The organism is Halomonas sp., assembly GCF_033549285.1.
Lineage (GTDB): Bacteria > Pseudomonadota > Gammaproteobacteria > Pseudomonadales > Halomonadaceae > Halomonas.
On record NZ_JAWSUJ010000022.1, the window covers coordinates 23,930 to 49,395 of the forward strand.

The 25,466-nt window shown below is 63.7% G+C and carries 23 protein-coding genes; 18 read left to right on the forward strand and 5 right to left on the reverse strand.

Annotated elements, in window-relative coordinates; all coding sequences use genetic code 11:
* Positions 1 to 11 precede the first annotated feature (11 nt).
* From glk to SCI24_RS07025, 3 genes are all read right to left on the reverse strand, one after another.
* Entirely contained in the window at positions 12 to 980 is a 969-nt protein-coding gene (gene glk, locus SCI24_RS07015; protein WP_318724705.1) for a glucokinase, read from the reverse strand.
* Between the two features lie 138 nt (positions 981 to 1,118).
* Complete coding sequence (gene edd / locus SCI24_RS07020; protein WP_318724706.1) at positions 1,119 to 3,005, reverse strand: phosphogluconate dehydratase; 1,887 nt, start codon at positions 3,003 to 3,005, stop codon at positions 1,119 to 1,121.
* A gap of 133 nt (positions 3,006 to 3,138) precedes the next feature.
* Positions 3,139 to 4,533 (reverse strand): coniferyl aldehyde dehydrogenase, encoded by a 1,395-nt coding sequence (locus SCI24_RS07025; RefSeq protein WP_318724707.1) that lies wholly within the window; start codon positions 4,531 to 4,533, stop codon positions 3,139 to 3,141.
* 108 nt (positions 4,534 to 4,641) lie between these two features.
* Here SCI24_RS07025 and SCI24_RS07030 point away from each other — a divergent pair, with 108 nt between their 5' ends.
* The 12 genes from SCI24_RS07030 (at position 4,642) to lpxL (ending at position 15,578) form a co-directional block, all read left to right on the forward strand.
* Positions 4,642 to 5,778 carry a GNAT family N-acetyltransferase gene (locus tag SCI24_RS07030; RefSeq protein ID WP_318724708.1) on the forward strand — a complete coding sequence of 379 codons (1,137 nt, stop codon included), beginning with the start codon at positions 4,642 to 4,644 and terminating at the stop codon, positions 5,776 to 5,778.
* 122 nt (positions 5,779 to 5,900) lie between these two features.
* Positions 5,901 to 6,251 (forward strand): cell division protein FtsB, encoded by a 351-nt coding sequence (gene ftsB / locus SCI24_RS07035; RefSeq protein WP_318724709.1) that lies wholly within the window; start codon positions 5,901 to 5,903, stop codon positions 6,249 to 6,251.
* On the forward strand, positions 6,248 to 7,003 hold the full coding sequence (ispD, locus tag SCI24_RS07040) for a 2-C-methyl-D-erythritol 4-phosphate cytidylyltransferase (RefSeq protein WP_318724710.1): 756 nt from the start codon (positions 6,248 to 6,250) through the stop codon (positions 7,001 to 7,003). The genes ftsB and ispD overlap by 4 nt, the downstream gene beginning before the upstream one ends.
* A gap of 21 nt (positions 7,004 to 7,024) precedes the next feature.
* Positions 7,025 to 7,519 carry a 2-C-methyl-D-erythritol 2,4-cyclodiphosphate synthase gene (gene ispF, locus SCI24_RS07045; RefSeq protein WP_318724726.1) on the forward strand — a complete coding sequence of 165 codons (495 nt, stop codon included), beginning with the start codon at positions 7,025 to 7,027 and terminating at the stop codon, positions 7,517 to 7,519.
* Complete coding sequence (gene truD / locus SCI24_RS07050; RefSeq protein WP_318724711.1) at positions 7,512 to 8,627, forward strand: tRNA pseudouridine(13) synthase TruD; 1,116 nt, start codon at positions 7,512 to 7,514, stop codon at positions 8,625 to 8,627. Before ispF ends, truD begins: the two co-directional genes overlap by 8 nt.
* Entirely contained in the window at positions 8,627 to 9,373 is a 747-nt protein-coding gene (gene surE, locus SCI24_RS07055; RefSeq protein ID WP_318724712.1) for a 5'/3'-nucleotidase SurE, read from the forward strand. The genes truD and surE overlap by 1 nt, the downstream gene beginning before the upstream one ends.
* Positions 9,360 to 10,028: a protein-L-isoaspartate(D-aspartate) O-methyltransferase gene (locus SCI24_RS07060; RefSeq protein ID WP_318724713.1), complete on the forward strand. Its 669-nt coding sequence runs from the start codon at positions 9,360 to 9,362 to the stop codon at positions 10,026 to 10,028. Before surE ends, SCI24_RS07060 begins: the two co-directional genes overlap by 14 nt.
* 10 nt (positions 10,029 to 10,038) lie before the next feature.
* Positions 10,039 to 11,013: a DUF368 domain-containing protein gene (locus SCI24_RS07065; protein WP_318724727.1), complete on the forward strand. Its 975-nt coding sequence runs from the start codon at positions 10,039 to 10,041 to the stop codon at positions 11,011 to 11,013.
* The gene (locus SCI24_RS07070; protein WP_318724714.1) at positions 11,006 to 12,208 is read left to right on the forward strand and encodes a peptidoglycan DD-metalloendopeptidase family protein; all 1,203 of its coding nucleotides are present in this window, start codon (positions 11,006 to 11,008) and stop codon (positions 12,206 to 12,208) included. Before SCI24_RS07065 ends, SCI24_RS07070 begins: the two co-directional genes overlap by 8 nt.
* Before the next feature lie 117 nt (positions 12,209 to 12,325).
* The gene (rpoS, locus tag SCI24_RS07075; RefSeq protein WP_318724715.1) at positions 12,326 to 13,339 is read left to right on the forward strand and encodes an RNA polymerase sigma factor RpoS; all 1,014 of its coding nucleotides are present in this window, start codon (positions 12,326 to 12,328) and stop codon (positions 13,337 to 13,339) included.
* A 195-nt stretch (positions 13,340 to 13,534) separates the two neighbouring features.
* On the forward strand, positions 13,535 to 14,638 hold the full coding sequence (gene alr / locus SCI24_RS07080; RefSeq protein ID WP_318724716.1) for an alanine racemase: 1,104 nt from the start codon (positions 13,535 to 13,537) through the stop codon (positions 14,636 to 14,638).
* A gap of 22 nt (positions 14,639 to 14,660) precedes the next feature.
* Complete coding sequence (gene lpxL / locus SCI24_RS07085; RefSeq protein ID WP_318724717.1) at positions 14,661 to 15,578, forward strand: LpxL/LpxP family Kdo(2)-lipid IV(A) lauroyl/palmitoleoyl acyltransferase; 918 nt, start codon at positions 14,661 to 14,663, stop codon at positions 15,576 to 15,578.
* Positions 15,579 to 15,594: 16 nt separating this feature from the next.
* On the opposite strand, the gene SCI24_RS07090 is transcribed toward lpxL, so the two are convergent.
* Both SCI24_RS07090 and ettA read right to left on the reverse strand, forming a co-directional pair.
* Entirely contained in the window at positions 15,595 to 16,932 is a 1,338-nt protein-coding gene (locus SCI24_RS07090) for a DUF2254 domain-containing protein (RefSeq protein ID WP_318724718.1), read from the reverse strand.
* A gap of 186 nt (positions 16,933 to 17,118) precedes the next feature.
* Positions 17,119 to 18,825, reverse strand: a complete 1,707-nt coding sequence (gene ettA, locus SCI24_RS07095; RefSeq protein WP_318724719.1) for an energy-dependent translational throttle protein EttA — start codon at positions 18,823 to 18,825, stop codon at positions 17,119 to 17,121.
* Between the two features lie 112 nt (positions 18,826 to 18,937).
* Here ettA and SCI24_RS07100 point away from each other — a divergent pair, with 112 nt between their 5' ends.
* The 6 genes from SCI24_RS07100 to SCI24_RS07125 form a co-directional block, all read left to right on the forward strand.
* Positions 18,938 to 20,161 (forward strand): site-specific integrase, encoded by a 1,224-nt coding sequence (locus SCI24_RS07100; protein WP_318724720.1) that lies wholly within the window; start codon positions 18,938 to 18,940, stop codon positions 20,159 to 20,161.
* A 7-nt stretch (positions 20,162 to 20,168) separates the two neighbouring features.
* Positions 20,169 to 21,740 (forward strand): hypothetical protein, encoded by a 1,572-nt coding sequence (locus tag SCI24_RS07105; RefSeq protein WP_318724721.1) that lies wholly within the window; start codon positions 20,169 to 20,171, stop codon positions 21,738 to 21,740.
* Complete coding sequence (locus SCI24_RS07110; RefSeq protein WP_318724722.1) at positions 21,724 to 23,862, forward strand: hypothetical protein; 2,139 nt, start codon at positions 21,724 to 21,726, stop codon at positions 23,860 to 23,862. Before SCI24_RS07105 ends, SCI24_RS07110 begins: the two co-directional genes overlap by 17 nt.
* A gap of 2 nt (positions 23,863 to 23,864) precedes the next feature.
* The gene (locus tag SCI24_RS07115; RefSeq protein ID WP_318724723.1) at positions 23,865 to 24,257 is read left to right on the forward strand and encodes a hypothetical protein; all 393 of its coding nucleotides are present in this window, start codon (positions 23,865 to 23,867) and stop codon (positions 24,255 to 24,257) included.
* 43 nt (positions 24,258 to 24,300) lie between these two features.
* Positions 24,301 to 24,918, forward strand: coding sequence for a DUF1819 family protein (locus SCI24_RS07120; RefSeq protein WP_318724724.1), 618 nt, complete (start codon positions 24,301 to 24,303; stop codon positions 24,916 to 24,918).
* A gap of 176 nt (positions 24,919 to 25,094) precedes the next feature.
* The coding region (locus SCI24_RS07125) for an IS1595 family transposase (protein ID WP_318724725.1) at positions 25,095 to 25,466 on the forward strand (372 nt) is incomplete at its 3' end.

Sequence of the window (25,466 nt, forward strand, 5' to 3'; positions counted from 1 at the left end):
TCTCCGTCGAGTTACTCGACCTCTTCATTGTGCAGGGCCTCGGCGGCGCCCAGCAGGCCCGTCCAGGGCGCGGTGACCACCTGGACCGGGATGGCCCGGGTATAGGCGCTCATGCGTCCCTTGGCGGTAAAGGCCTCGAGGAAGCGGCTCTCGGGCAGCCACTCCAGCAGCCGCGGGAGGATGCCGCCGCACAGGGCGACCCCGCCGCGGGCTCCCATGGTCAGGGCGGCATCGCCGCAGACGTCGCCGAGGATCTTCAGGAACCGCAGCAGGGTATCACGGGCCACGCCGTCGCCGCCCGCCGCCGCCCGGGTGACCTCGGCGGGGCTTGCATGGCGCGGCGGGGCGCCCTTCAGCGAGCAGTGGGCCAGGTAGAGGTCGAGCAGCCCCTGGCCACAGAGGATGCGCTCCACCGAGACACGGCCGTAGCGGTTGCGGAAGTGCCGCAGCAGGTTCTGCTCGCGCTCGTCGGTGGGCGCGAAGGTCACGTGGCCGCCCTCGGTGGCCAGCGGGATCCAGGCGTGCCGCCCCGGGAAGAGCCCGGCCACGCCCAGCCCGGTCCCCGGGCCGATCACCAGCCGGGCGGCGTGGGGAACCGCCTCGCCGCGCTGCACGTCCACCAGGTCGTCGTCACCCACATGGGGCACGCCCAGCGCCTGGGCGGTGAAGTCGTTGATGACCTTGAAGAGGTCGAGCCCCAGCGTCTGCCGGACTTCCTCTCGGGAGAAGGTCCAGTGGTTGTTGGTCATGCTCACCCGGTCGCCGCGGATCGGGCAGGCGAAGGCCAGGCAGGCCTCGCGGGGGGCGCCATCGCCCACCGCGCCGACCCGGCCCAGGTAGTCGCGCACCGCCTCGACCAGGCCCGGGTAGTCGGCACAGGGCAGGCTCAGGATCTCACGAGGCGCGAAGGTGTCCGGCGTCACCAGGGCGAAGCGCGCATTGGTCCCGCCGATATCGCCGATGAGTGCGGGTCTGGTCATCGTCAATTCATTCCTTCTGGCCGACAGGGGAGGTGCAGATGGCAATCGCTCGAAGCTTTTCCGGTGACAAGCGCCCTTTTCGACCTGTCCCCGGCACTTCTCGCTGTGCAACTGCGGTGCTCCTGTTCTCGCAGTGGCTCAGGCGTCCTCGTCGTGGATCTGGCCCTCCTGGCGCGCCAGGTCGTCGGCCTCGAAGCCGCCGAATACCCCGGCCCCCTCCTCGCCGCGCATGGCCAGGTGGCGGAAGCCGCCGAACAGCTCGCGTCCCAGGCCCACGTGGTAGTGGTCCAGATCGCCGACGCGCAGCTCGCGCTCGGCCCACTCATGGGCGTCGATCTTGACCTCGAGGCTGCCGCTGTCGGCATCCAGGCGCACGATGTCGCCGTCGCGCAGCTTGGCGAGCGGTCCGCCGTCCAGCGCCTCGGGGCTGATATGGATGGCCGCCGGGACCTTGCCGGAGGCGCCGGACATGCGCCCGTCGGTGACCAGCGCCACCTTGTGGCCCCGATCCTGCAGCACGCCGAGGTAGGGGGTCAGCTTGTGCAGCTCGGGCATGCCGTTGGCCTTGGGGCCCTGGAAGCGCACCACAGCGATCACGTCGCGGTCCAGGTCGCCGGCCTCGAAGGCCCCCTTGAGGTCGTTCTGGTCCTCGAAGATGCGGATCGGCGCCTCGACCACGCGGTGCTCGGCCTTCACCGCCGAGACCTTGATCACCCCGCGGCCCAGGTTGCCGTCCACCACGGTGAGCCCGCCGGTGGGGGCGAAGGGCGCCGCCACGCCGCGCAGCACCTCCTCGTCGAGGCTCTTCTCGGGGCCTTCGCGCCACGTCAGCTTGCCTTCCTCCAGGAAGGGCTCCCGGGTATAGGCGGTGAGGTCGGTGCCGAACACCGTGGGGATGTCACCGTGGATCAGGCCCGCCGCGAGCAGCTCGCGGAACAGGTAGCTCATGCCGCCGGCGGCCTGGAAGTGGTTGATGTCGGCCTGGCCGTTGGGATAGACCTGCATCAGGCTCGGCGTTACCGCGGAGAGGTCGGTGAAGTCCTCCCAGGTGATGGTGAGGCCGGCGGCGGCGGCCATGGCCACCAGGTGCAGGGTGTGGTTGGTCGAGCCGCCGGAGGCGAGCAGGCCGACGATGGCATTGACGATGGCGCGCTCGTCGATCTGCTTGTAGAAGGGGCGGTAGTCGCCGCCGGGCTCGGTATTGCGGACCGCCTGCTCGGTGGCGAAGCGGGTCAGCGCCTCGCGCATCTCTGTGCCGGGGTTGACGAAGGAGGTGCCCGGCAGGTGCAGGCCCATCATCTCCATCATCAGCTGGTTGGAGTTGGCGGTGCCGTAGAAGGTGCAGGTGCCCGGGCTGTGGTAGGACTGTGATTCGGCCTCGAGCAGGTCCTCGCGGCTCGCCTTGCCCTCGGCGAAGAGCTGGCGGATGCGCGCCTTCTCCTTGTTGGGCAGGCCGCTGGGCATGGGGCCCGCCGGCACGAACATGGCCGGCAGGTGGCCGAAGCGGGCCGCGGCGATGAACAGCCCCGGGACGATCTTGTCGCACACGCCGAGGTAGAGCGCGGCGTCGAACATGTTGTGGGAGAGGCCCACGGCGGTGGCCATGGCGATGACGTCGCGGGAGAACAGCGAGAGCTCCATGCCCGGCTGGCCCTGGGTGACGCCGTCGCACATGGCCGGCACGCCGCCGGCGAACTGGGCGGTGGAGCCCATGGCGCGGGCGGCGGCCTTGATGGTCTCGGGGAAGGTCTCCAGCGGCTGGTGGGCCGAGAGCATGTCGTTGTAGGCGGAGATGATGCCGAGGTTGGCCGAATTCATCAGCTTCAGCGAGTTCTTGTCCGTCTCGCCGCAGGCCGCGAAGCCGTGGGCCAGGTTGCCGCAGGAGAGCTCGCCTCGGTGCACGCCGCGGCGGTGCTGGTCGGCCATGCGGCTCTCGTAGAGGGCGCGGCGCTCGGCGGAGCGCTGGCGGATGCGGCGGGTGACGTCGGCGACGGTAGGGTTGAGGGCGGGGGTCGTGCTGGCCATGGGTCACCTCGGAATCGAGTGTCGGGTGTCTTGTAAACTTACCAATAAAGCGTCCGGTTATTCGGCCATGCTACCCGGTGGCCGGCAATATTTGTAGTTTTATTACCGCAATTTTTGGAGCCGAGCGACCGGCTCACAGGCCCAGCAGGCGCAGCCACCAGCGACGCCAGGGCGGGTCGAGCAGCCCCACGGCGTTGTGGCGGGCCTGCAGGAAGACGCTGCGCTGGTGGGTGAAGCGCAGAAAGCCGGTCTCGCCCTGGTAGGCCCCCATGCCGCTCTCGCCGATGCCGCCGAAGGGCAGGGCGGGCACCACGTAGTGCCACAGGGTGTCGTTGAAGACCACGCCCCCCGAGCGGGTCTGCTCCAGCAGGCGCCGTCGGCGGGCGGGGTCGTCAGTGAAGGCGTAGAGCGCCAGGGGTCGTGGCCCCTCGGCAACCCGGGCCAGGGCGGCGTCGAAGTCGCGCACGCCGATCACCGGCAGCCAGGGGCCGAAGACCTCCTCCCGCATGATCGCCAGGTTCGCGGTGGGGTCGACCACCAGGGTGGGCGGCAGCTTGGTGCCATGGCTAAGTTCCAGCCGTTCGCCGAGCTCGATCACCCGGCAGCCGTGGTCGCGGGCCTCGTCGAGCAGGTCCTCCAGACGACGACGCGCCGCGTCGCCGGGCACTGCCGAGTAGTCGTCGCTGGCGGTGCCCCGGGGATAGAATTCCTTGACCACCTCGCGGATCGCCTCGATGAAGGCCGGCAGGCGTGCCGCATCGACCAGCACATGGTCCGGGGCGATGCAGGTCCGGCCGGCGTTGAGCCACTTGCCGAAGGCGATGCGCCGGGCGGCATGCGCCAGGTCGGCATCCTCGGCGACGATGGCCGGGGCCTTGCCGCCTAGCTCCAGGGTGACCGGCGTCAGGTTGGCCGCCGCGGCATGGGCCACCTCGCGGCCGATCCGAGGGCTGCCGGTGAACAGCAGGTGATCGAAGGGCAGGGCGGCGAAGGCCCGAGCGGTGTCGGCATCGCCGGTGGCCACGTGCAGCTCCTCGGGCGTGAAATAGCGCTCGACCAGCCGGGCCAGCAGGGCACTGGTGGTGGGAGTCTGCTCGCTGGGCTTGATCATCACCCGGTTGCCGGCGGCCAGGGCATCCACCGCCGGCATCAGTGCCAGGCTCCAGGGGTAGTTGGCCGGGGCGATGATGCCCACGATCCCCAGCGGCTGGCGGTGGATGCGCGCCCGGCCCGGCAGCAGCCGCCAGGGCACCGCGACACGGCGCGGCGCCATCCAGCGCTTCAGGTGGCGCCGGGTGTGGCGGATGGCCATCAGCAGCGGGACGACCTCCGCCAGGCGCGTCTCGGCCTCGGCGCGGTGGCCGAAGTCCTGGCGGATCGCCTGGCTGATCTCGTCGCGGTGGTGGCGGGTCATGCTCGCCAGCCGGGCGAGGCGGTCGCGACGGGTCGCCGCCGAGGGGTAGGGCTCGGCGGCGAAGGCGTGGCGCTGCTGGTCCAGGCGCGCCTGCAGGGCGCGGGCGTCGGCCATGCGCGTCTCCCTGGTCAGTGGTGGCATCGGTGGAAGGGTCTGCGCACAATGTAGGCGCAATGCCGGTGGCTTGTCAGCCGCTGCCCCCTCTATTCCCCGGGAGTCCCCATGTCGGAACTGGTCCTGAGCGAAGTGTCCGCCATCGAGGCGGTGCCGGCCGCGGCCTGGAATGCGCTGGTCGGCGATGACCACCCCTTCCTGCGCCACGAGTTCCTGCATGCCCTGGAAGCGAGCGGGGCGGTGTGCCCCGCCACCGGCTGGGTGCCGCGCCACCTGACCCTCTGGCAGGGCGAGGCGCTGGTCGGCATCTTGCCGCACTACCACAAGCACCACTCCTTCGGCGAATACGTCTTCGACTGGGGCTGGGCCGAGGCCTGGGGGCGCGCCGGGGGCGACTACTACCCCAAGGGGCTCTCGGCGATCCCCTTCACCCCGGCACCCGGGCCGCGCCTGGCCCTGGCACCGCACCTCGACCCCCTGGCCGCCCGCCGGGTGCTGGCCGAGGCCTGGGAGGCCAGTGCGCTGTCGAGCTGGCACCTGCTGTTTGCCGAGCCGGCCGAGGTCGAGGCCTGGCAGGCGGCCTGTCCGTCCCTGCTGGCACGCCAGGGCGTGCAGTTCCAGTGGCAGGATCGCGGCTACGGCGACTTCGAGGGCTTCCTGGCCGCCCTGACCGCGAAACGGCGCAAGGCGATCCGCCGCGAACGGCGCCTGGTGGCCGACCAGGGCCTGACCCTGCACCGCCTGGAGGGCGAGGCCATCGACGCGGGGGCGGTCGCCCACTTCTTCCGCTGCTACGAGATCACCTACCTGGAGCGCGGCCGCCACGGCTACCTCGGCCTCGACTTCTTCGAGCGCCTGCGCCGCACCCTGCCCGAGGCGCTGCTGCTGATCCAGGCCCGCCGCGAGGGTGTCCCGGTGGCCGCCGCGCTCTGCCTGCAGGGCGCGCGTACCCTCTATGGGCGCTACTGGGGCAGCGAGGTGCTGGCCGACTGCCTGCACTTCGAGGCCTGCTACTACCAGGGCATCGAGCACTGCCTGGCGCGCGGGCTGACCCTCTTCGACCCCGGGACCCAGGGCGAGCACAAGCTCTCCCGGGGCTTCGCCCCGCGGCGGCTCACCTCGCTGCACCATATCGCCGACCCGCGCCTGCGCGACGCCGTGTCGCGCTTCTGCGCCGAGGAGCGGGGCCACGTCGAGGCCTACTGCCGGGCGGCCGAGGCCGCGCTGCCCTTCCGGGAGGACTGACGGCGCCGCCGCCGGCCCCGGGTCGCCGCCTGGTGCCTGGGCCATTGCCGTCGAGACCCTGCCGGCGGGCGGCGAAACTGGCATAATGCCCGCCATCGACAACCTCGAGACGGACTCCCTGCATGCTCAAGTGGCTGGCCATCGTGCTCATCATCCTGCTCGCGCTGCTGCAGTACCGGCTGTGGCTCGGCGAGGGCGGCATGCGCGAGCTCGCCGAGGTGCGCCAGCGCGTGGCCGTGCTGGAGGAGGAGAACCAGCCGCTGCGCGACCGCAATGCACGCCTGGCCGCCGAGGTGGTGGACCTCAAGACTGGCCTCGACGCCATCGAGGAGCGGGCCCGCAGCGACATCGGCATGGTGCGCAGCGACGAGCAGTTCTTCTGGGTGCCCGGCGTCGCGGTGGAGACCACCGGCATCGAGGTCAATGCCGGCCTGCTGGGCACGCCGGCACCCGGCGCGGAGGGAGGCCAGTGAGCGGCCGCCTGTGGCTGGTGGTACCCGCCGCAGGGCAGGGGCGACGCATGGGCGCCGACCGCCCCAAGCAGTACCTGCCGCTGGCCGGCCTGCCGGTGCTGGCCCGCACCCTGGCGCGCCTCCACGCGGCCTTCCCCGAGGCCCGGCTCTGCCTCTGCCTGGACGCCGACGATGGCCACTTCGACCCGGCCTGGGTGCCCTTCGCCGACTGGCGGCGGACGCCGGGCGGGGCCGAGCGGGTCGACTCGGTGGTCAACGCCCTGGAGGCCATCGCCCCGGAGGCCGAAGAGGACGATCTGGTGCTGGTCCATGACGTCGCCCGGCCCTGCGTCACCGTCGACGACCTGAGGCGGCTGGTGGCGGCCATCGCCGACGACCCCGTGGGCGGGCTGCTGGCGGCCCCGGTGGCCGATACCATGAAGCGCGACGACGGCGTCGGGCGGGTGCGGGCCACCGAGTCCCGCGAGGGGCTCTGGCATGCCTATACGCCCCAGGGCTTCCGCCATGGCCTGCTGCGCCGCGCCCTGAAGGATGCGCTGGCCCAAGGCGTCACCATCACCGACGAGGCCTCGGCGGTGGAGGCGGCAGGCCTTGCGCCGCGGCTGGTCAGCGGGCGTCGCGACAACCTCAAGATTACCCACCCCGAGGACCTGGCCCTGGCCGAGCTGGTGCTGTCGGCCCAGGCACTGGCCGCCCAGAATTCCTCGGCGACCCACCCCGAGGCGTCCCCGTGCGGGACGAAGGGAGCATGAAGGGAGCATGAAACGCGCATGATGCGAATCGGCCACGGCTTCGATGTCCACCGCTTCGGCGAGGGCGACCACCTGATGGTCGGCGGCGTCGCCATCCCCTTCGACCGCGGCTTCATCGCCCACTCCGACGGCGACGTGCTGCTGCATGCGGTCTGCGACGCCCTGCTGGGCGCCTGCGCGTTGGGCGACATCGGCCGCCACTTTCCCGACACCGACCCGACCTGGGCCGGCGCCGACAGCCGTGCCCTGCTGCGCCACGTCGCCGGGCTGGTGGACGGGGCCGGCTACCGGGTCGGCAACCTGGACGCCACCCTGATCGCCCAGGCGCCGAAGATGGCGCCGCATATCGACGCCATGGCCGGGCATATCGCCGAGGACCTGGGCGTCGCCCGGGGCGCGGTCAACGTCAAGGCGACCACCACCGAACGGCTCGGCTTCACCGGCCGCGGCGAGGGGATCGCCGCCGAGGCGGTAGCGCTGCTGGTGCGCCGCGACGGGGAGGCGGCCGGTGAGTGAGGCCGCCTCTTCCGGCGTCCAGGATGCCATCGACTGGCCGCCGGCCTGGCCGCGGGTGCTGGAGGACGAGTTCGGTGCGCCGCCATCCGGCGAGTATCGCGCCGTTCCCGAGGACTTCCTGGTCGAGGAGGTCCTCGACTTCGCCCCGGAAGGGGAGGGCGAGCACCTCTGGCTGTTCATCGAGAAGCGCGACCTGACCACCGCCATGGTGGCCCGCGAGCTGGCCCGGCTTTGCGAGGTCTCGCCGCGAGTGGTCGGCCATTCGGGCATGAAGGATCGGGTCGCCGTGACCCGCCAATGGCTCTCCGTGCAGCTGCCCGGCCGCGAGGCCCCCGAGGGGCTCGCGGCGCGACTCGCCGAGCGGGGCATCCGGGTGCTTGACCAGGCCCGCCATCCGCGCAAGCTCAAGCGCGGCGTGCACCGGGCCAATCGCTTCCGCCTGCGGATCACCGGGGCCGCCGTGGCCGACCCGGCGCTCGAGGCGCGCTGGCAGCGACTCTGCGACGCGGGTGTGGCCAACTATGTCGGCCCCCAGCGCTTCGGCGCGGACGGGCGCAACCTGCAGCGTGCCCGGGCCGTGCTGGCCCGCGGCTGGCGCAAGCGCGATGACCGCGAGGGCATGCTGCTCTCCGCGGCCCGCAGCTTCCTGTTCAACGAGCTGCTGGCCGCCCGGGTGCGCGACCACAGCTGGGCCACGCCGCTGCCCGGCGAGGTGGTGATGCTCGACGGCAGCGCCAGCCAGTTCGGCGTCGCGGCCGACGATGCCGCCGAGCTCGCCGGGCTCATCGAGCGGGCCCGGCGCCTCGATTTGCACCCCGCCGGGGTGCTGTGGGGCGTCGGCGAGTCGCTCGCCACCGGCGAGGCCCGGGTCCACGAGGCCACCCTGGCCGCGCGCTACCCGGGCCTGTGCGGTGGGCTCGAGCGCGCCGGCGTCCGCCTGGCCCGCCGGGCACTGCGGCTGCGCCTGGACGAGCCGCGGCTGACGCGGGGCGACGGCGAGCTCTGGCTGGCCTTCAGCCTCCCGCGGGGCGCCTTCGCCACCGCCGTGCTGCGTGAACTGATCTCCCATCCCTCTCTGGGGGCCCCTTCCCCCGACAGGAGCCTGTGATGCGTCGACTGCTGCTCTCCAATGACGACGGGGTGCACGCCCCGGGGCTGCGCGCCCTCCACGATGCCCTGCTGCCCCATGCGCGGCTGCGTGTCGTCGCGCCGGACCGCGACAAGAGCGGGGCCAGCAACTCCCTCACCCTGAGCCGGCCGCTGGCGCTCTCCTCGCTCGACAACGGCTTCTACAGCGTCGATGGCACCCCCGCGGACTGCGTCTACCTGGGGGTCAACGGCGTCTGGGACGAACGGCCCGACCTCGTGATCTCGGGCATCAACCACGGTGGCAACCTCGGCGACGACGTGCTCTACTCCGGCACCGTGGCCGCCGCCATGGAGGGGCGCAACCTGGGCATGGCGGCCATCGCCATGTCGCTGGTGGGCTCGCGCCACTTCGAGACCGCCGGGCGGGTGGCGGCGAGCCTGGTCGGGGCGGCCGAGCAGCTCTCGCTGCCGCCGCGCAGCCTGCTCAACGTCAACGTGCCGGACCTGCCGTGGAGCGAGATCCAGGGCTTTCGGGTCACCCGGCTGGGCTATCGCGGCCCGGCGGCCCGCCCCCTGGAGGTCCGGGACCCCCGGGGCCGGCTGCGCTACTGGATTGCCGCCGTGGGCGAAAACGCCGACGACGGCCCGGACACCGACTTCGCCGCCATCGAGGCGGGCCATGTTTCCATCACGCCGCTGCAGACCGACCTGACCCGGCATGCAGCGCGCGACGACGTGCAGGACTGGCTGGATGCACTCACCTGATCTGCTGCGCGGTGTCGGCATGACATCGCAGCGAACCCGGGACCGCATGGTCGGCCGGCTGGCCGACCAGGGGATCCGCGACCCGCGGGTGCTGGAGGTGATGGCCCGGGAGCCGCGCCACCTCTTCCTGGACGAGGCCCTGGCGCATCGTGCCTACGAGGACACCTCGCTGCCCATCGGCCATGGCCAGACCCTCTCCCAGCCGTGGATGGTGGCGCGCATGACCGAGCTGGTGATCCAGGAGGCGCCATCCCGGGTGCTGGAGGTGGGGACCGGCTCCGGCTACCAGACCCTGGTGCTGTCGCGCCTGGTGAAGGAGCTCTGGTCGGTGGAACGGATCAATGCCCTGCATCGTCGTGCCGGCGGCCGCCTGCGCCTGCTCGAGGTCCGCAACACCCGGCTGCGCCTCGCCGACGGGGGGCATGGCTGGCCGGAGGAGGCGCCCTTCGACGTGATCCTGCTCACCGCCTGTGCCAGCGAGCTGCCTGCGCCGCTGCTCGCCCAGCTCGGTGAAGGGGGAGTGCTGATCACGCCGCTGGCCGAGCCGGATGGCCGGCAATGGCTGACCCGTGTGCGTCGCAGCGAAGAGGGCTTCGAGACACAGCGGCTTGAGGCGGTGCGTTTCGTGCCGCTGCTGGAAGGCGTCATTCGATGAAAGGAGTCCGCTGTTGAAGCGTCATCTCGGTATCTTCCTCAGGGGCGCCGGCATGGGGGCCGCCGATGCGGTGCCCGGCGTCTCCGGCGGCACCATCGCCTTCGTCACCGGCATCTACGAGGAGCTGATCCACAGCATCAAGCAGTTCGGCCCCAGCGCCTTCTTCGCCTGGCGACGCGGCGGCCTGCCGCTGCTGGCAGTCCACCTCAACCTGGCCTTCGTGCTCCCGCTGCTGGCCGGCATCGCCATCAGCCTGGTCAGCGTGGCCCACCTCGTCGTCTGGCTGATGGACGACTTCCCCCAGCTGCTCAACGGCTTCTTCTTCGGCCTGGTGGCGGCGTCGGCGGTGGTCGTCAGCCGCCATCCGGCGGACTGGAAGTGGTGGCACCTGCTGCCGCTCGCCGGTGGCCTGCTGCTCGCCCACGGCCTGCCGTCGCTGATGCCGCTGGTCACCCGGCTCGGCAGTCCCGACCTGGTGCTGGTGGTGGGCGGGGCCATCGCCATCAGTGCGCTGCTGCTGCCCGGCGTGTCGGGCAGCTTCCTGCTGCTGACCATGGGCCTCTACGGCACGGTGATGCAGGGCATCCGCAGCTTCGACCTGGGGTTGATCGGGCTGTTCGGGGCGGGCTGCCTGGTCGGGCTGTTCGGCTTCTCGCGGCTGCTCTCCTGGCTGCTGCGCCACCACCATACCGCGACCCTGCAGCTGCTGGTCGGCTTCATCATCGGCTCGCTGCCGGTACTCTGGCCGTGGCGCGAGCTGGTACGCTACCAGCTGGGTTCCGAGGGCCAGATGATCCCCCTCGACTACCGTTACCTGACCCCGGCCGACTTCGCCGAGCTGACCGGCGACCCTGCCCGGCTGCCGGCGGTGGTGGCCCTGATGCTGGCCGGCGCGGCCCTGGTGCTGCTGATCGCCCGGGCCAACCGGCCGGCGACACCCGGTTCCCGACAAGGTGCTGACAAGGAGGAAGGCTCCGATGCATAAGGTATTTCTGATTTCCGGCCTGGCCCTGGCGCTGGCCGGCTGCGCCGCCCAGCAGGGCGAGAGTCGCCCGGTCCAGGTCCGCGACCTGTCGGCCAGCCGGGCTGACGCGACGTCCGGCGAATACACCGTGGAGGCCGGCGACACGCTCTATGGCATCGCCTGGCGCCATGACATGGACTACCGCGACCTGGCGCGCCTCAACCGCATCTCTCCCCCCTATCGCATCGAGCCCGGCCAGCGGCTGGTGCTGGGCGGCGAGGGGCGCGCCGCCCCGGCCTCCCGCCAGGACGATGGCGGGAACGCGTCCGGCGGCCGTGGGGTCGTGGCCACGGGCCTCGGCGGCCAGGCGTCCGCTAGCGACGAGGAACTCGACTGGCTGATGCCTGACGAGAGCGCCATCGAGCGCAACCGTCGCCTCTCGGCCGAGCGCCAGGCGGCCGGCGACTCGCCCCAGGGGCCCAGCCAGGTGGCCATGGAGAGCGCCGATGCCGTCTCGGGCGCCGACCAGGGACCGGGGCCGGTCTACAGCTACGACAGCCCGGGAGCGGATGGCAGCCTGAGCGAGCGTGACCTGGCCGAACGGCGGGAACTGGCCTCGCGCGCTGAGGAGGCGGAAAACGCGCAGCAGCAGGCCGCCGGTGCGGCAGAGGCGAGGAGCGCTTCCGAACCGAGCGACGCGCCCGACGCAGCGACCGAAGACGAGGCCGCCCAGGTCGCCCGGGCGTCCACGGTGAGGGACGACGCCGGCGCCGATGCCGGGACCTCGGTCGCCGGCGAACCGGCCTCCGAACAGCGTGCCGGACGCAGCTATACCCCGGTGGATGAAGTGCCCTGGCAGTGGCCGGTGGCGGGCGACGTGGTCGGCCAGTTCGGCCAGGGGGGAAGCATCACCGCCGGCATTGATATCGCCGGTCAAAAGGGGCAACCTGTCAAGGCAGCCGGCCCGGGAATCGTGGTCTATGCGGGCAGCGGCGTCAGGGGCTACGGCAACCTGATCCTGCTCAAGCACAACGACCAGTTCCTGAGTGCCTATGCCCACAACGACACCCTGAACGTCAAGGAGAACGATGTGGTCGAGGCCGGTGAGGTCATCGCCACCATGGGCGACAGCGATGCCGAGGACGTCAGGCTGCATTTCGAGGTGCGCAAGGACGGCCAGCCTCAGGACCCCCTCGAGTTCCTGCCGGCCCGCTGACCGCGACGGTCGGCGCGCATCGGATCCATGACGGGGTGCCGCACAATAATAACTTCGCGCGTCGATCGTCCGGCCCTGGACCCACGACGCCCGGTCGCAACCATGGGGTAGCAATCGATGAGCATGCTTGAACGGGACCTTCAGGATGTGAATCTGGCCTCCGCCGGCGAGGCGGACGAGGACGCCGTCGAGGCGGAGGATGAGCTGGAGCGTGAGGAGATCGAGGACGAGGAGGCGGTGGTCGGCGACGAGGAGGCCTTCGAGAAGGCGCTGAGTCGCGAGGATCGCCATCACCGTCACAGCCTCGACGCCACCCAGATCTATCTCAACGAGATTGGCTTCTCGCCGCTGCTGACGCCGGAGGAAGAGGTATACTTCGGCCGACTGGCGCGCAAGGGGGATCCGCTCGGCCGCTCGCGGATGATCGAGTCGAACCTGCGCCTGGTGGTGAAGATCGCCCGGCGCTATCTCAACCGTGGCCTCACCCTGCTCGACCTGATCGAGGAGGGCAACCTGGGGCTGATCCGCGCGGTGGAGAAGTTCGACCCCGAGCGCGGCTTCCGCTTCTCCACCTACGCCACCTGGTGGATCCGCCAGACCATCGAGCGGGCGCTGATGAACCAGACCCGCACCATCCGGCTGCCGATCCACGTGGTCAAGGAACTCAACATCTACCTGCGGGCGGCCCGCGAGCTGACCCAGAAGCTGGACCACGAGGCCACCGCCGAGGAGGTCGCCGACTACCTCGACAAGCCGGTGGAGACGGTCAAGAAGATGATGGGCCTCAACGAGCGGGTCTCTTCCGTCGACTACCCGATGGGCAGCGAGAGCGACAAGCCGCTGATCGAGACCCTGGCCGACGACAACGACCAGGGCCCGGAATCCACCCTGGTGGACGGCGACGTGCGCCAGCATGTCGACGAGTGGCTGGCCGAGCTCACCGAGAAGCAGATGGAGGTGGTGGTGCGCCGCTTCGGCCTGCGCGGCCACGAGGCCGCGACCCTCGAGCAGGTCGGCGAGGAGATCGGGCTGACGCGCGAACGGGTCCGCCAGATCCAGGTGGAGGCGCTGAAGAAGCTGCGCCGCATGCTCGACAAGCAGGGCCTCTCGCTGGATGCCATCTTCGAATGATGTCGCGTGCCGGAGGCCCCTCCGGCACAGTCGCGTCGTTGTCTCATGACGGGCAGATGATCGCCCCGTCAATACGCCCCTTTATCTGGCGTTTATCCTGTCTCAGGCACTCTTGCCAGTTGGTGATGCCGTGAAATCGGCTGGCCTTTGGGGGATAATCGTGGCGTTCTCCATCGACGCTCCAGGACCCCGACCATGGCCCGGCCGCTGATCGCCGATATCGACCTCGACGCCCTGCGTCACAACTATCGCCTGGCCCGTGACCAGGCCCCCCACAGCCGCGCCGTCGCCGTGATCAAGGCGGATGCCTACGGCCATGGTGCCGTGGCCTGTGCCCGGGCGCTCGAGGGGCTGGCGCCGGCCTTTGCCGTAGCCTGCCTCGAGGAGGCGCAGACCCTGCGCGAGGGGGGCATCACGGCGCCCATCGTGCTGCTCGAGGGCATCTTCGAGGCCGCCGAGCTCGAGCGGGTCGAGGCGCTGGGGCTGTGGATCGCGGTACACACCGACTGGCAGCTGGAGGCGCTGCTCGCCTATCGGCCCGCGCGCCCCATCCCGGTGTGGGTCAAGGTGGACTCGGGCATGCACCGGCTGGGCTTCCCACCGGAACGGGCCGAGGCGGTCTGGGCGCGTCTCGCGGCGGCGCCCGACCGCGCCTGCGACCTGCACCTGATGAGCCACTTCGCCACCGCCGATGCTCTGGAGTCCGGCTACTTCCGGCGCCAGCTCGAGCTGCTCGACGACCTGGCGGCCCGGCTCGAGGCGCCCACCTGTCTCGCCAACTCGCCCGCCACCCTGGCCTGGCCCGAGGCGCACGGCGCCTGGAACCGCCCGGGGGTGATGCTCTACGGCAGCGACCCGCTGGAGGCCTCCAACGAGGCGAGCCGTCGGCTGGCGCCGGTGATGACCCTGCGCTCCGCGATCATCGCCGTGCGTGAGCTCGCTGCGGGCGAGCCGGTGGGCTATGCCGGGCGCTGGAAGGCGCCACGCCCCTCGCGGATCGGCGTGGTCGCCTGCGGCTACGGCGACGGTTATGACCGGCACGCGGTCGACGGTACCCCGGTGCTGGTCGACGGTCAGCGCACGACCATCGCCGGCAAGGTCTCCATGGACATGCTGACGGTGGACCTCACCGACCTTCCCGAGGCCGACATCGGCAGCGAGGTGGTGCTCTGGGGACGTGCCGCGAACGGTGCGCTGCTGTCGGTGGACGAGGTGGCCCGCCATTGCGACACCATCAGCTACACCCTGCTCACCGGGGTGCTGCCGAGGGTGCCCAGGCGCTATCATGGCGCGCACTGACCACCGCAGCACGGGAAGCCGCATGTCCAGGGACGACACCCCCCAGAGCTCCTTCGCCCATCCGCGCTACTGGCCCACCTGGCTGGCCATCGGCGCCATGCATGTGGTGGCCTGGCTGCCCTGGCGGCTGAAGCTGTGGGTGGGCCGCGTGATCGGCCTGGCCGCCTGGCGCTTTGCGAAGCGCCGGCGCCATATCACCGAGACCAACCTGCGGCTTTGCTTCCCCGAGCTCGACGCTGACCAGCAGCGACGGCTGGTCAGGGAGACCTTTATTGCCAACGGCATCGGCATCATGGAGACCGCCACCGGCTGGTGCCGCGATCCGGAGCACCTGCGTCACCGCGTCATCTTCCTGGGGCAGCAGCACCGGGCCCGGTTGCAGGCCGGGGGGAGGGGAGCGCTGATCCTCGGCATTCACTTCTCGACCCTGGACCTGGGGGGGGCACTGCATGCGCTCTACTTTCGCGCCGACGCCGTGCAGCGCCCCCATGACAACCCGCTCTTCGACCTCTTCATGAGTCGCGCCCGGGCCCCCTACTTCGATGTGGTCCTCGACCGTCACGACCTGCGCGGCGTGGTGCGTCGCATCAAGGCCGGCCACGGCGTCTGGTACTCCCCGGACCAGGACTTCGGCCGCGATGCCAGCGTTTTCGCCCCCTTCTTCGGTATTCCGGCGGCCACGGTCAAGATGACCTCGCGCATCGCGCGGATGACCGGCGCCCCGGTGATCCCGCTGATCTTCCACCGCAACCCCGACGACCGCACCTATACCCTGGAGTACCTGCCACCGCTGGAGAACTTCCCCAGCGGCGACGAGGTGGCCGATGCCACCCGCATCAACGCGGTGATCGAGTCGGCGATCCGTCGTCACCCGGAGCAGTACCTCTGGCTGCACCGGCGCTTCAAGACGCGCCCGCCGGGCGAGCCGAAGCTCTACTGACGCTGGCTGGAGGCGATCAGCCATCCTGCCGGCCGGGCAGGCTCGTCGGCAGGTCGAGCCGATGGATGCCGTCGTCCAGGCGCGCCGAGACGAAGCGCCGGTCCAGCGGATGGTCCGCCGTGTGAGCGAGCGTCTCCACCACCCGGTCAGCATGGGCCTGGAGGGTCTCGAGATCCTTCTGCTCGGCGAACAGCGAGAGGGTCTTCAGGGCCTTGAGTACCCCGAGGCCGATGCTCAGGTCGTCGCTGCCGCAGCGCAGGATGGGCTGGAAGAGCCGGTAGAGCAGGCTCTCGAAATCCTCCACCTGCCAGGTCACCCGGCAGGTCCCGTCCTGGTCGAAGAGCGCATCGCAGGGCCGCCACTCGAGGCGCCGGCGCAGCAGGTCGGTCAGGCGGTGCAGGCAGAGGCGGGCGGTCCCCGGGTCGTTGATGCCCGGCGAGAGCGCCTTCAGGGCGACCTCCATCAGCTGCGTCATGCCGAACACATGATGCTCGGTGATCGACTCTCCCTCCACGTAGGTCAGGGTGGCCCGGACCTCGTCGCACCAGCTCGCCTCGGGAGCCGCCGCGGCCTCCAGCGAGAGGATCGGCAGCCCCTCCACCACGTAGTCCCCGAAGCGGAAGTGAAGGTGCACGACACCGTCGACCCGGCGTGCCAGCTCGGCCAGGGCGGTGAGGTCGGCATTCTGCAGGTAGCCGGCGCGGCGGGCATGCACGGGGTGGTGGCGATGGCCGGATGACGGCGCAACCGCCAGGATGCGCCACTCCTTGCCCTGCTGGCGGGACTGCAGGGCCGCCAGGGAGGCGCGGGTGGACTGGTGCAGGTCGGCGGCCACGGCATCGATCTGGATCGACTGCGAGGCGTTGTGGATGAAGTAGACGAACAGCGCCAGGCAGTGGATCACCATGGCACATGCCAGGTAGATCGCCAGCGAGCGCCAGGTCGCCTGGCCCTCGGCGACGTCCGGGACCATCAGCAGCATCAGGATGAAGAGGATGGTGCCCAGGTAGTGGCCCAGCACCCACTGGTGGGGGCGCTCCGAGATCAGGCCGAACACCAGCTTGTGGGAGAACTGCCCGCCGGCCTGCGAGAGCACCGACATGACCATGGAGAAGCTGAAGACCATCAGCGAGATCATGCCGCCGAGCAGCGCGGCGAGCAGCGCGCGGGTCTCCTCCGGCGCCTCCAGGCCCAGCATCGTGAGCAGGGCCGGCAGCCGGTCGTCGGAGATCGGCAGCAGCAGGGCGACGAGGCTCAGCAGGGCGTAGGCCAACGCCAGCAGGGAGGGCAGGTAGGCGATGCTCTGCCGGAAGGCCTTGAGCAGGTGGATGGGCCAGGACAGCAGGACGCTCATGGATGACTCCTCGCGGCAGGAGTCCCCCTTATGGCGCGTCTCGGCGTTCGGGGCAACCCTGCCCTATACCCTGGAGCAATCAGCCAGCACCTGTAAGCCATAAGAAACCCCACGACCGCGAGGTCAGTGGGGTCTGTGCATTACTTCCCGCTTGTCGCTTACGGCGTCCCGCTCCGGCGAGGCCGGTCAGGCATCGATGCGCTTGTACTTCATGCGGTGCGGGGTGTCGTCGCCCACGCGCTTCCTGTGGTCCGCCTCGTACTCGGTGTAGTTGCCCTCGAAGAACTCCACGTGGGAGTCGCCCTCGAAGGCCAGGATGTGGGTGGCGATGCGGTCGAGGAACCAGCGGTCGTGGGAGATCACCAGGGCACAACCGGGGAAGGCCAGCAGGGCCTCCTCCAGCGCGCGCAGGGTCTCGATGTCCAGGTCGTTGGAGGGCTCGTCGAGCAGCAGCACGTTGGCGCCCTGCTTGAGGGTCTGGGCCAGCTGCAGGCGACCGCGCTCGCCGCCGGAGAGCTCGCTCAGGCGCTTCTGCTGGTCGTTGCCCTTGAAGTTGAAGCGCCCCACATAGGCCCGCGAGGAGACCTCGTAGCCGTTGATGTTGAGGATGTCCTGGCCGTCGGAGACCGCCTCCCAGACCGTCTGCTTGTCGTCGAGGGCGTCGCGCAGCTGCTCGACATAGGCGATGTCGACGGTCTCGCCGACCACCACCTCGCCGCGGTCGGGCTGCTCCTGGCCGGTGATCAGCTTGAACAGCGTCGACTTGCCCGCGCCGTTGCTACCGACGATGCCGACGATGGCCCCCTTGGGCACGGTGAAGGTCAGGTCCTCGTAGAGCAGCTTGTCGTCGAAGGCCTTGGCGACGTCATGGAACTCGATGACCTTGTCGCCCAGGCGCGGGCCGGGCGGAATGTAGATCTCGTTGGTCTCGTTGCGCTTCTGGAAGTCGCCGGACTGCATCTCCTCGAAGCGATTGAGGCGCGCCTTGCTCTTGGCCTGGCGGCCCTTGGCGTTGCTGCGCACCCACTCCAGCTCGTGCTTGATGGCCTTGTTCTTCGAGGCCTCCTGCTTGGCCTCCTGCTCGAGACGCTTCTCCTTGGCCTCCAGCCAGCCCGAGTAGTTGCCCTCGAAGGGGATGCCCTGGCCGCGGTCGAGCTCGAGGATCCAGCCGGCCACGTTGTCGAGGAAGTAGCGGTCGTGGGTGATGGCCACCACGGTGCCGCTGTAGTCGTGAAGGAAGCGCTCCAGCCAGGCCACGGACTCGGCGTCCAGGTGGTTGGTGGGCTCGTCGAGCAGCAGCATGTCGGGGCTCGAGAGCAGCAGGCGGCACAGCGCCACGCGGCGCCGCTCGCCGCCGGAGAGGTGACCGACGCGGGCCTCCCAGGGCGGCAGGCGCAGGGCCTCGGCGGCCACTTCCAGCTTGCGATCCAGGTTATGGGCGTCGGAGGCCTCGATGATGTTCTCCAGGCGCGCCTGCTCGGCGGCCAGGGCATCGAAGTCGGCGTCCGGCTCGGCATAGGCGGCGTAGACGGCGTCGAGCTTCTCCTGCGCCTCCTTGATCTCGCCCAGGGCCTCTTCCACGGTCTCGCGGACGTTCTTGTCGTCGTCGAGCGCCGGCTCCTGGGGCAGGTAGCCGACGTTGATGCCCGGCATCGGACGCGCCTCGCCCTCGTACTCGGTGTCGACGCCGGCCATGATGCGCAGCAGGGTCGACTTGCCCGCGCCGTTGAGGCCCAGCACGCCGATCTTGGCGCCGGGGAAGAAGGAGAGCGAGATGTCCTTGAGGATTTGCTTCTTGGGGGGCACGACCTTGCCCACCCGGTTCATGGTGTAGACGTAAGATCCTGTTGCGCCTGTTTTGTTACCTTTTGCCAAAGTATTCACCTCTAACATTCTGTTTGTAAAAGGAAAAATATTTTTATGGATGCTAGAAAATTGTACCGAAAAAAATTGCACATATCTACAAAAGTGCTAGTCTAAAATTTGTCACCTTCTTGGACCTCTCATGACATTCTCAATCAAGGAATTCAAGCTAAATGATGAGACCAGAGTCAAGCTCTTACTTCAAGACTCTGTGCCAGTTTATTGGCCTTGTCTCTACATTCTAAAAAAAATGCGAGTTAGGTCACCTAATACTCAGCAACGATTTTTCAGCGACTTAATCATTTTCTTAGAATGGCTAAGCTACAAAGGCATCAATATAGAAGAGCGACTTAAAAAAAGACCGGAATCTGTATATCTTAGTGAAGCTGAGTTGGCTGAATTTTCTAGCCAAGTGCATTGGAAAAAAGACGTTCTTGATAAAAAGCATGGTGGTGTCAGATTACACCGTTCAGCCTATCAACAAGTAAGTGCATTTCAATCTGAGTCAAGGTTGGCAACAGCTAGAAACTATCTTTGCTTCCTTTACGAAGCATTGGGCCATCCAGATGACCGCTTTGATCAAATTGAATGGCTAGTGAAGCGAATTAATCTCAGTATTGTACAGTCTAAACCTTCTTGGAAAAGAAGGCCGATGGAGCCCAAGGGGTTAACATCAGAGCAAGAGAGAGTTTTGCTTAATTATTTACATCCGAGGTCAGAGCAAAACCCATGGCCAAAATCATTAGCCGTTAGATTTAGAAATTACTTGATTGTAATTATCCTTTATAGCTTAGGTGTTCGCCGAAGCGAGATGTTGGGAATAAAGCTTGCAGATGTTAATTACCGCGACAATCGTATTTCTATTGTCCATAGGCCGAATGACCCAGACGATCCCCGTGCCGAAGAGCCTAATATTAAAACTAATGAGAGGAAGCTTCCAGCACCTGAATATCTTATGTCATTAATAAATGAATATATTGAGTGCTACCGAAAATCTAAAAGGGCTAAAAGTCATCCTTATTTGTTCTTGTCGCATGGTAGGAATGAAGGTGCTCCCCTTTCCATAAAGTCAGTCGATGCTGTGTTTAATGTGGCAAAAAAAAACTTCCCTATTCTTATGTCTGTAACACCACACACACTTAGACATCACGATGTTTATCGAACTATGAAAATCCTTAAAGAAGAAACAAAAGATCTTCCACCTGAGGAAAGAGAAAGTATTTTTAATCGTGTTTGCAATTTTCGGTATGGGTGGGTAGATACTTCGAGAATGCCTGGGCGTTATGGGCAAAAATTTTACCAAGAAGAAGCTAGTGAAGCAATGAAGATTTTAAATGAAAAGCTTTTGAGTGAACTTCCCTTTTGATTTTTGAGTGACTACTGTGATTCTTTCATCCCCAAGTAAAAACAATATTGATGCGTGGTTGATGTCTGAAATGACTGCAAAGAGTGGAGGGCGTTTTACTCCGTCTGATGATTATTGGCGACCTGACCCTACTGCACAGGCAGCTAATGTTGCAAGTGCCAAATGTGCTGTAATTGATAAAGTTCGGCCATGGCTTATAGCGGCATTATCTTATTATGCAATGGAATATTCAGCCAGAACGTTAAAGCATCTTGCATATGTTCTTTCCAAGTGCGGTAATTCGAGTCTTGATGTCCTGGATGAGTCAAATATTATCGCAGTTCGTAATATTCTTAGTAAGTCTGAGTTTGCGGTGTTGAGGTCTTTTTTAAAACGTTGGCGGGAAGATTATTTGTTGGAGGTTAAACCAAGTGAGGCTGTTGTTGATTACCTATATGCAATAAAGCCAAGAAATAATGTTGGTCAGTGCCCTGTAGAGAGCATGAATCCAGAGAAAGGACCTTTAACCCCATTAGAGAGACGGTCGATTTTTGACTGGGCAAACGATGCATTTGCATACGGTCGAATAACTATCGAGCAGTTTGTGTATATTCGGATTCTGATTACTACCGGAGTGCGTATTCGCCAGGTCCAACAGCTAGTTTTTGGAGATATTATAGAAGATGAGCGTGGCTATTTTCTGAAAATGCCACGTGCAAAAAATAAAGGTTTTGGTTATCGTAACAGCTTTAAAACATTTGACATATCAAAGGATCTTTACATTATACTTGTAAGCTATAAAGAGATTACGCTAAAAGCCTTGCAGCGTGAGCGGTTGCATGTTGATTGGAAAAAGGCTATTCCGAATGTGGCATTGTTTAGGGCTAAAGGGACGAAGTTCGTAAAAACTATAATAAAAGATGATCCTGACTTAAGTCTTCTTGAAATAGAGCCTCAAATAAAGTTTCACAAGCATGATGGTTCCATGAAGGCACTGCTTCGTGGGCTCGAAGACGATCAGGCGTTTCCTGTCTCTGAGCGTACTGGCGAGAAAATACATTTAGGAGCGCATCGCTTTCGATATACAATAGGTACAGAGCTAAGTCGTATGGATGCTGGAAGGCATACAATAGCCTTTGTGCTTGACCATAAAGGGGTTAGAAGTGTCTCAAGGTATATAAAAGTATCCGCTGCAATGGGCAAGAGAATTGATGATAAAATGAAAAATGAACTATCATTAATTGTTAACGCGTTCCAGGGGAGGCTGGTTGCTGGTGCGGCGGATGCAGTTAATGGATCACTAACTAACAAGACTATTCGCACTGAGTCATCTGCCATTGCTACATGTGGTGCATCAGGAGGTTGCCACCTTGACGCCCCCGTCGCATGTTATACCTGCTCAAAGTTTCAGCCTTGGCTCGATGCACCTCATGAAGAAGTACTTAACCGCCTTATGCTAAGGCAACAAAGAGCAATTGATGTTGCTGGTGAGGAAAGTGAAGTGGCAATTAGTTTTGATCGACCTATTCTCGCAGTAATGCAGGTTATTCATAGTATAAATGCTTTAAAGCAGAACGCTGAAGGTGAACATGATGAATAATGTTTTACCTTTCGTGCCAAGGTCAGGGTTGGCAGCTCGGGCGTCTCTGAATGAGTTTGTTAATTGGGCAAAATCTCAGATACATCTTTATGATAAACCATCTGATCCTGTTCAGTGGGGGGCGATAAGCTGGAGTCGCTGGGGGATAAATAATACTCGATGTTCTAAGCTCGGAAAAAGAAATGAGAGTCTTGATTCTGGGATGATTGACTATGTCAAAGCTATGTTGTTTGAAGAGAGAGTCGTTAATCTTAGTGAAGACAATTATCGCCTCAATGCCCTTCGCTGCCTAGAGAAGGCACTTTTAGATATTAATAAAGAGGCTGATATCATTTCCGTTACAGCGGCAATATTCGATAGGGCTACTTTAATTTCACAGGAATATAATTCTGAGAGCACTGCCTATAGTACTTCTCTTCAACTTAAGCGGATATGTGATAAGCTTATTGAAAGTGGAATGGTGGCTAAACCTTTTATCTGGGATCCACAGGTAAAGGAACCTAAAATGACCCTTAGGAAGAGCGCAGAAAATGCGGAAAAAAAACTTCCTAGCTTCGAATCGATAGCGGCACTTGGAGATATTTTTAGCAGTAACCCAGAATCCAGTTTGGATATTATGGTAACTTCTGCTGTGGCGATATTGCTTTCTCAGCCTTCACGAGTGGGCGAGCTGTCTTACATTAAGAAAGATTGCTTTGTGACCGACCGTGATGAGCAAGGGCGTAGCCAACTATACATGTTATGGTACTCTCAAAAGGGATTTGGGGCAAACCGAAAAATCATCCCAGACAGTATGGCCGAAATCTGTAAGGAAGCAGTGGGTCGAATAGTTGATATTACGAATGAAGCACGTGAGTATGCTAGGTGGCTGGAAGAGAATCCTGATGATTTCCCACATCATCTAGGCGTCCCAAAAAAACACCTCGACGCGCCCTTGACTATGGAGGAGGTTTGTAAATGCTTGATGCTTTCAACCAAGAATCATTCTCCAAGAAATGTATTTAAGGTTTTTATAAAAAAAATATGTACTAGCAAAGCAAGTTCAGGTCTGGCACGTGAAGTGGCTGAAGATATTCTTTCTGGTTTTAATGAAGATGATGTGTCGAGAGTTTATATTAAAGGAAGGCTTTCTGGGTATGAGTTTAATGATGCTTTTGAAGTGACTTTGAGAAAGCTTAATTTGTTAGTTAGGGAGAAATATCTTCCCAAGCATTTTCCACATACAGATAGTAAGAAGGTTGTCAAATGGAAAGATGCTCTATTTTGTTTCAGGAGTGGCACATTTTCAGTAAATAAAGGTAAGTCAGAAAAGCCCTTTGGGATTACAGGGATGTGCAAGCACCGGCTAAGCACTCAGCTGACAGGAACCCAAAAGAAGACTCAATCAATATTTGAAAGGTATGGTTACTCTGGGGTAAAGGTTAATACCCATGCTTTTCGTCACCTACTAAATACAGTCGCTCAACGAGGTGGTCTTTCTCAAGAGTTAATAGCGCGTTGGTCTTGGCGATTACACGAGAGTCAAAATTGGGTTTACAATCATGTCTCACCAGAAGAGATGGCTGATAAGCTTGAAGTCTTTTTGCCTCAAGTTGTGGATAGCAATATCCTCGCGTCAATAAAAACAAATGTTCCTGTCCGAATGAAGGATGTCGGTGGTTTTGAAAATCGGATTGTCCATCGTACTGAGTTTGGTGTCTGTGTCCACGATTATGCACAAGAGCCTTGCGCAAAGTTTAATAACTGCCTAACTTGCGGTGAGCATATATGTGTGAAGGGAGATGATGTGAAGCTATTGAATCTTAAAGATGAGAGAGGCTATTTGCGTAGAAGTCTTGTGTCTTTTAAAAAAGAAGCTCGTGAAGAAACTTACGGTGCTAATACCTGGCTTGAAACAACTATAGAGAAATTAGAACGCTGTGAGCAGTTGATTAAGGTATTGGAAGATCCTACCATAGAAGATGGCGCACTTGTAAAAGGTGTTGATAACAGTTGGACGGCAGGGTGCAATGCTTTGTCGATTAGAGGAGAGCTAGGTGAATCGAAATCTGGAATTTTACCAAAAAATAAAGATGATGATAGGCTGGCTGAGTTGGAGAGGATTTTGGGGCTGGGGGATTGAGCATGGCAAGACTTTCTGATGCGGATGTTTTTCGTATTGAAGATATTATAAAAACTTGGAGAGGAAGTAAGCTTACCTGGGAGTTGGTTGTTCTTGCCTGTGAGAATGAGTTGCGCATTAAAACTACTCGTAAAACACTCTTGACGCGTGATAATATAAAAGCTGCAATGCGCTTGCGGAAAGAAGAACTAAAAGCTCCTTCCCAAGTGGTACGCCAGTTTTCTGATATCGATAGGGCGAATGATAGGATCGCACGCTTAACGCAGCGCGTGGCAGAGCTTGAGTGCGCACAGCGAACCCTGATCGACCAATTCGCCCGTTGGGCTTACAATGCTGATGCTCACGGCTTAAACGAGGACCTTCTAAATCAACCTATCCCTAAGCCTCACCGATGATAGCTATAACTAATTTTTCGATAGCCACACGAGCTGCCTCCCAATGACGGCAGCCCCACCTTCATTTCACTACAATTCCGACCTCATCGGCGGCTCGCTCATGGTGCGCGAGAGCCGCATCGTGGCGGAGCTGCTGCTGACCGGCGTCGATGACGCGGCATGGAAGGCGGCCATCCTCGACGAGAACCGTCTCCAGAAGGCACGGCCAGCGACAGCCAGACGCATGGCCCAGGCAATCCGCAAACGCCTTGTGCGGCTTCCTGCGCCGTTCTGGCAGGTGCTGCATGATGGCGATGACCAGCTGGCCACTCAGGTAGCCTTCTGCGCGGCGCTGGCCCGCAACCTGCTGCTGGTGGAGTTCCTGGAGACAGTGGTGGTCGATGCCTTGGTGACCCAGGCCGAGCGCCTTGAGCCGTACCAGTGGGATGACTTTCTCGCCGACCGCGCCTACCGCGATCCGGCTATTAATGGCTGGACCGCCTCCTCTAGACGAAAGATGGGTCAGGTGGCCTTTCGCATGCTATCCGAAGTAGGCTTGATGGAGAGTGCGCGTAGCCGCCGGCTACGACCGCTGATGCTGCGGCCCGAGGTAGAGAGCCTGCTGGAAAGGCACCACCTGATTCGGCTGCTGGACTGCCTGAGTGCCCTGGGGCCGCGGTGAACGCCATGGGCCCGGGCTGGCGGTAGCGTGCCCAAAAGCCCGCTATCCACTGCAGGCCGGGCACCAAGCATTATAAGACGCTCAATCATAACGAAACCTGATTACTCATGTTGATCAGCCACCACCGCGTCAGTCTTTCCTATACTGATGTTATGTCCAGTAGAGGAGGTGACGTCATGGCACGCAATCCTATCCAGTTCCAGCCCGGCCTGTCGTTGCCGGCGTTTCTCGAGCAGTACGGCACGGAAGCGCAATGCCAGGCAGCCCTCTTCCAGCATCGCTGGCCCAAGGGGTTCGTGTGCCCCGACTGTGGCAACACCACGGGCTGCCGGCTGTCGCGGGGGCTCTACCAGTGCCATCGCTGCCATCATCAGACCTCGCTGACTGCCGGTACCATCTTCCATGCCACGCACCTGCCGTTGACCACCTGGTTTCTGGCCATCTATTTGCTGACCCAGCGCAAGAGCGGTATCTCAGCGCTGCAGCTGTCCCGGGAGCTCGGAGTCAGCTACAACACCGCCTGGAAGCTCAAGCACAAGCTGCTGCAG

Bases quoted from the DNA above. Each gene is read 5' to 3' on its own strand.
- SCI24_RS07070 (WP_318724714.1), top strand. From the start codon at position 11,006: ATGCATAAGGTATTTCTGATTTCCGGCCTGGCCCTGGCGCTGGCCGGC.
- glk (WP_318724705.1), bottom strand. From the start codon at position 980: ATGACCAGACCCGCACTCATCGGCGATATCGGCGGGACCAATGCGCGC.
- SCI24_RS07090 (WP_318724718.1), bottom strand. From the start codon at position 16,932: ATGAGCGTCCTGCTGTCCTGGCCCATCCACCTGCTCAAGGCCTTCCGG.
- SCI24_RS07100 (WP_318724720.1), top strand. From the start codon at position 18,938: ATGACATTCTCAATCAAGGAATTCAAGCTAAATGATGAGACCAGAGTC.
- SCI24_RS07030 (WP_318724708.1), top strand. From the start codon at position 4,642: ATGTCGGAACTGGTCCTGAGCGAAGTGTCCGCCATCGAGGCGGTGCCG.
- rpoS (WP_318724715.1), top strand. From the start codon at position 12,326: ATGAGCATGCTTGAACGGGACCTTCAGGATGTGAATCTGGCCTCCGCC.
- edd (WP_318724706.1), bottom strand. From the start codon at position 3,005: ATGGCCAGCACGACCCCCGCCCTCAACCCTACCGTCGCCGACGTCACC.
- SCI24_RS07120 (WP_318724724.1), top strand. From the start codon at position 24,301: ATGACGGCAGCCCCACCTTCATTTCACTACAATTCCGACCTCATCGGC.
- SCI24_RS07115 (WP_318724723.1), top strand. From the start codon at position 23,865: ATGGCAAGACTTTCTGATGCGGATGTTTTTCGTATTGAAGATATTATA.
- ispF (WP_318724726.1), top strand. From the start codon at position 7,025: ATGCGAATCGGCCACGGCTTCGATGTCCACCGCTTCGGCGAGGGCGAC.
- lpxL (WP_318724717.1), top strand. From the start codon at position 14,661: ATGTCCAGGGACGACACCCCCCAGAGCTCCTTCGCCCATCCGCGCTAC.
- surE (WP_318724712.1), top strand. From the start codon at position 8,627: ATGCGTCGACTGCTGCTCTCCAATGACGACGGGGTGCACGCCCCGGGG.
- alr (WP_318724716.1), top strand. From the start codon at position 13,535: ATGGCCCGGCCGCTGATCGCCGATATCGACCTCGACGCCCTGCGTCAC.
- ftsB (WP_318724709.1), top strand. From the start codon at position 5,901: ATGCTCAAGTGGCTGGCCATCGTGCTCATCATCCTGCTCGCGCTGCTG.
- SCI24_RS07025 (WP_318724707.1), bottom strand. From the start codon at position 4,533: ATGGCCGACGCCCGCGCCCTGCAGGCGCGCCTGGACCAGCAGCGCCAC.
- SCI24_RS07060 (WP_318724713.1), top strand. From the start codon at position 9,360: ATGCACTCACCTGATCTGCTGCGCGGTGTCGGCATGACATCGCAGCGA.
- ettA (WP_318724719.1), bottom strand. From the start codon at position 18,825: ATGTTAGAGGTGAATACTTTGGCAAAAGGTAACAAAACAGGCGCAACA.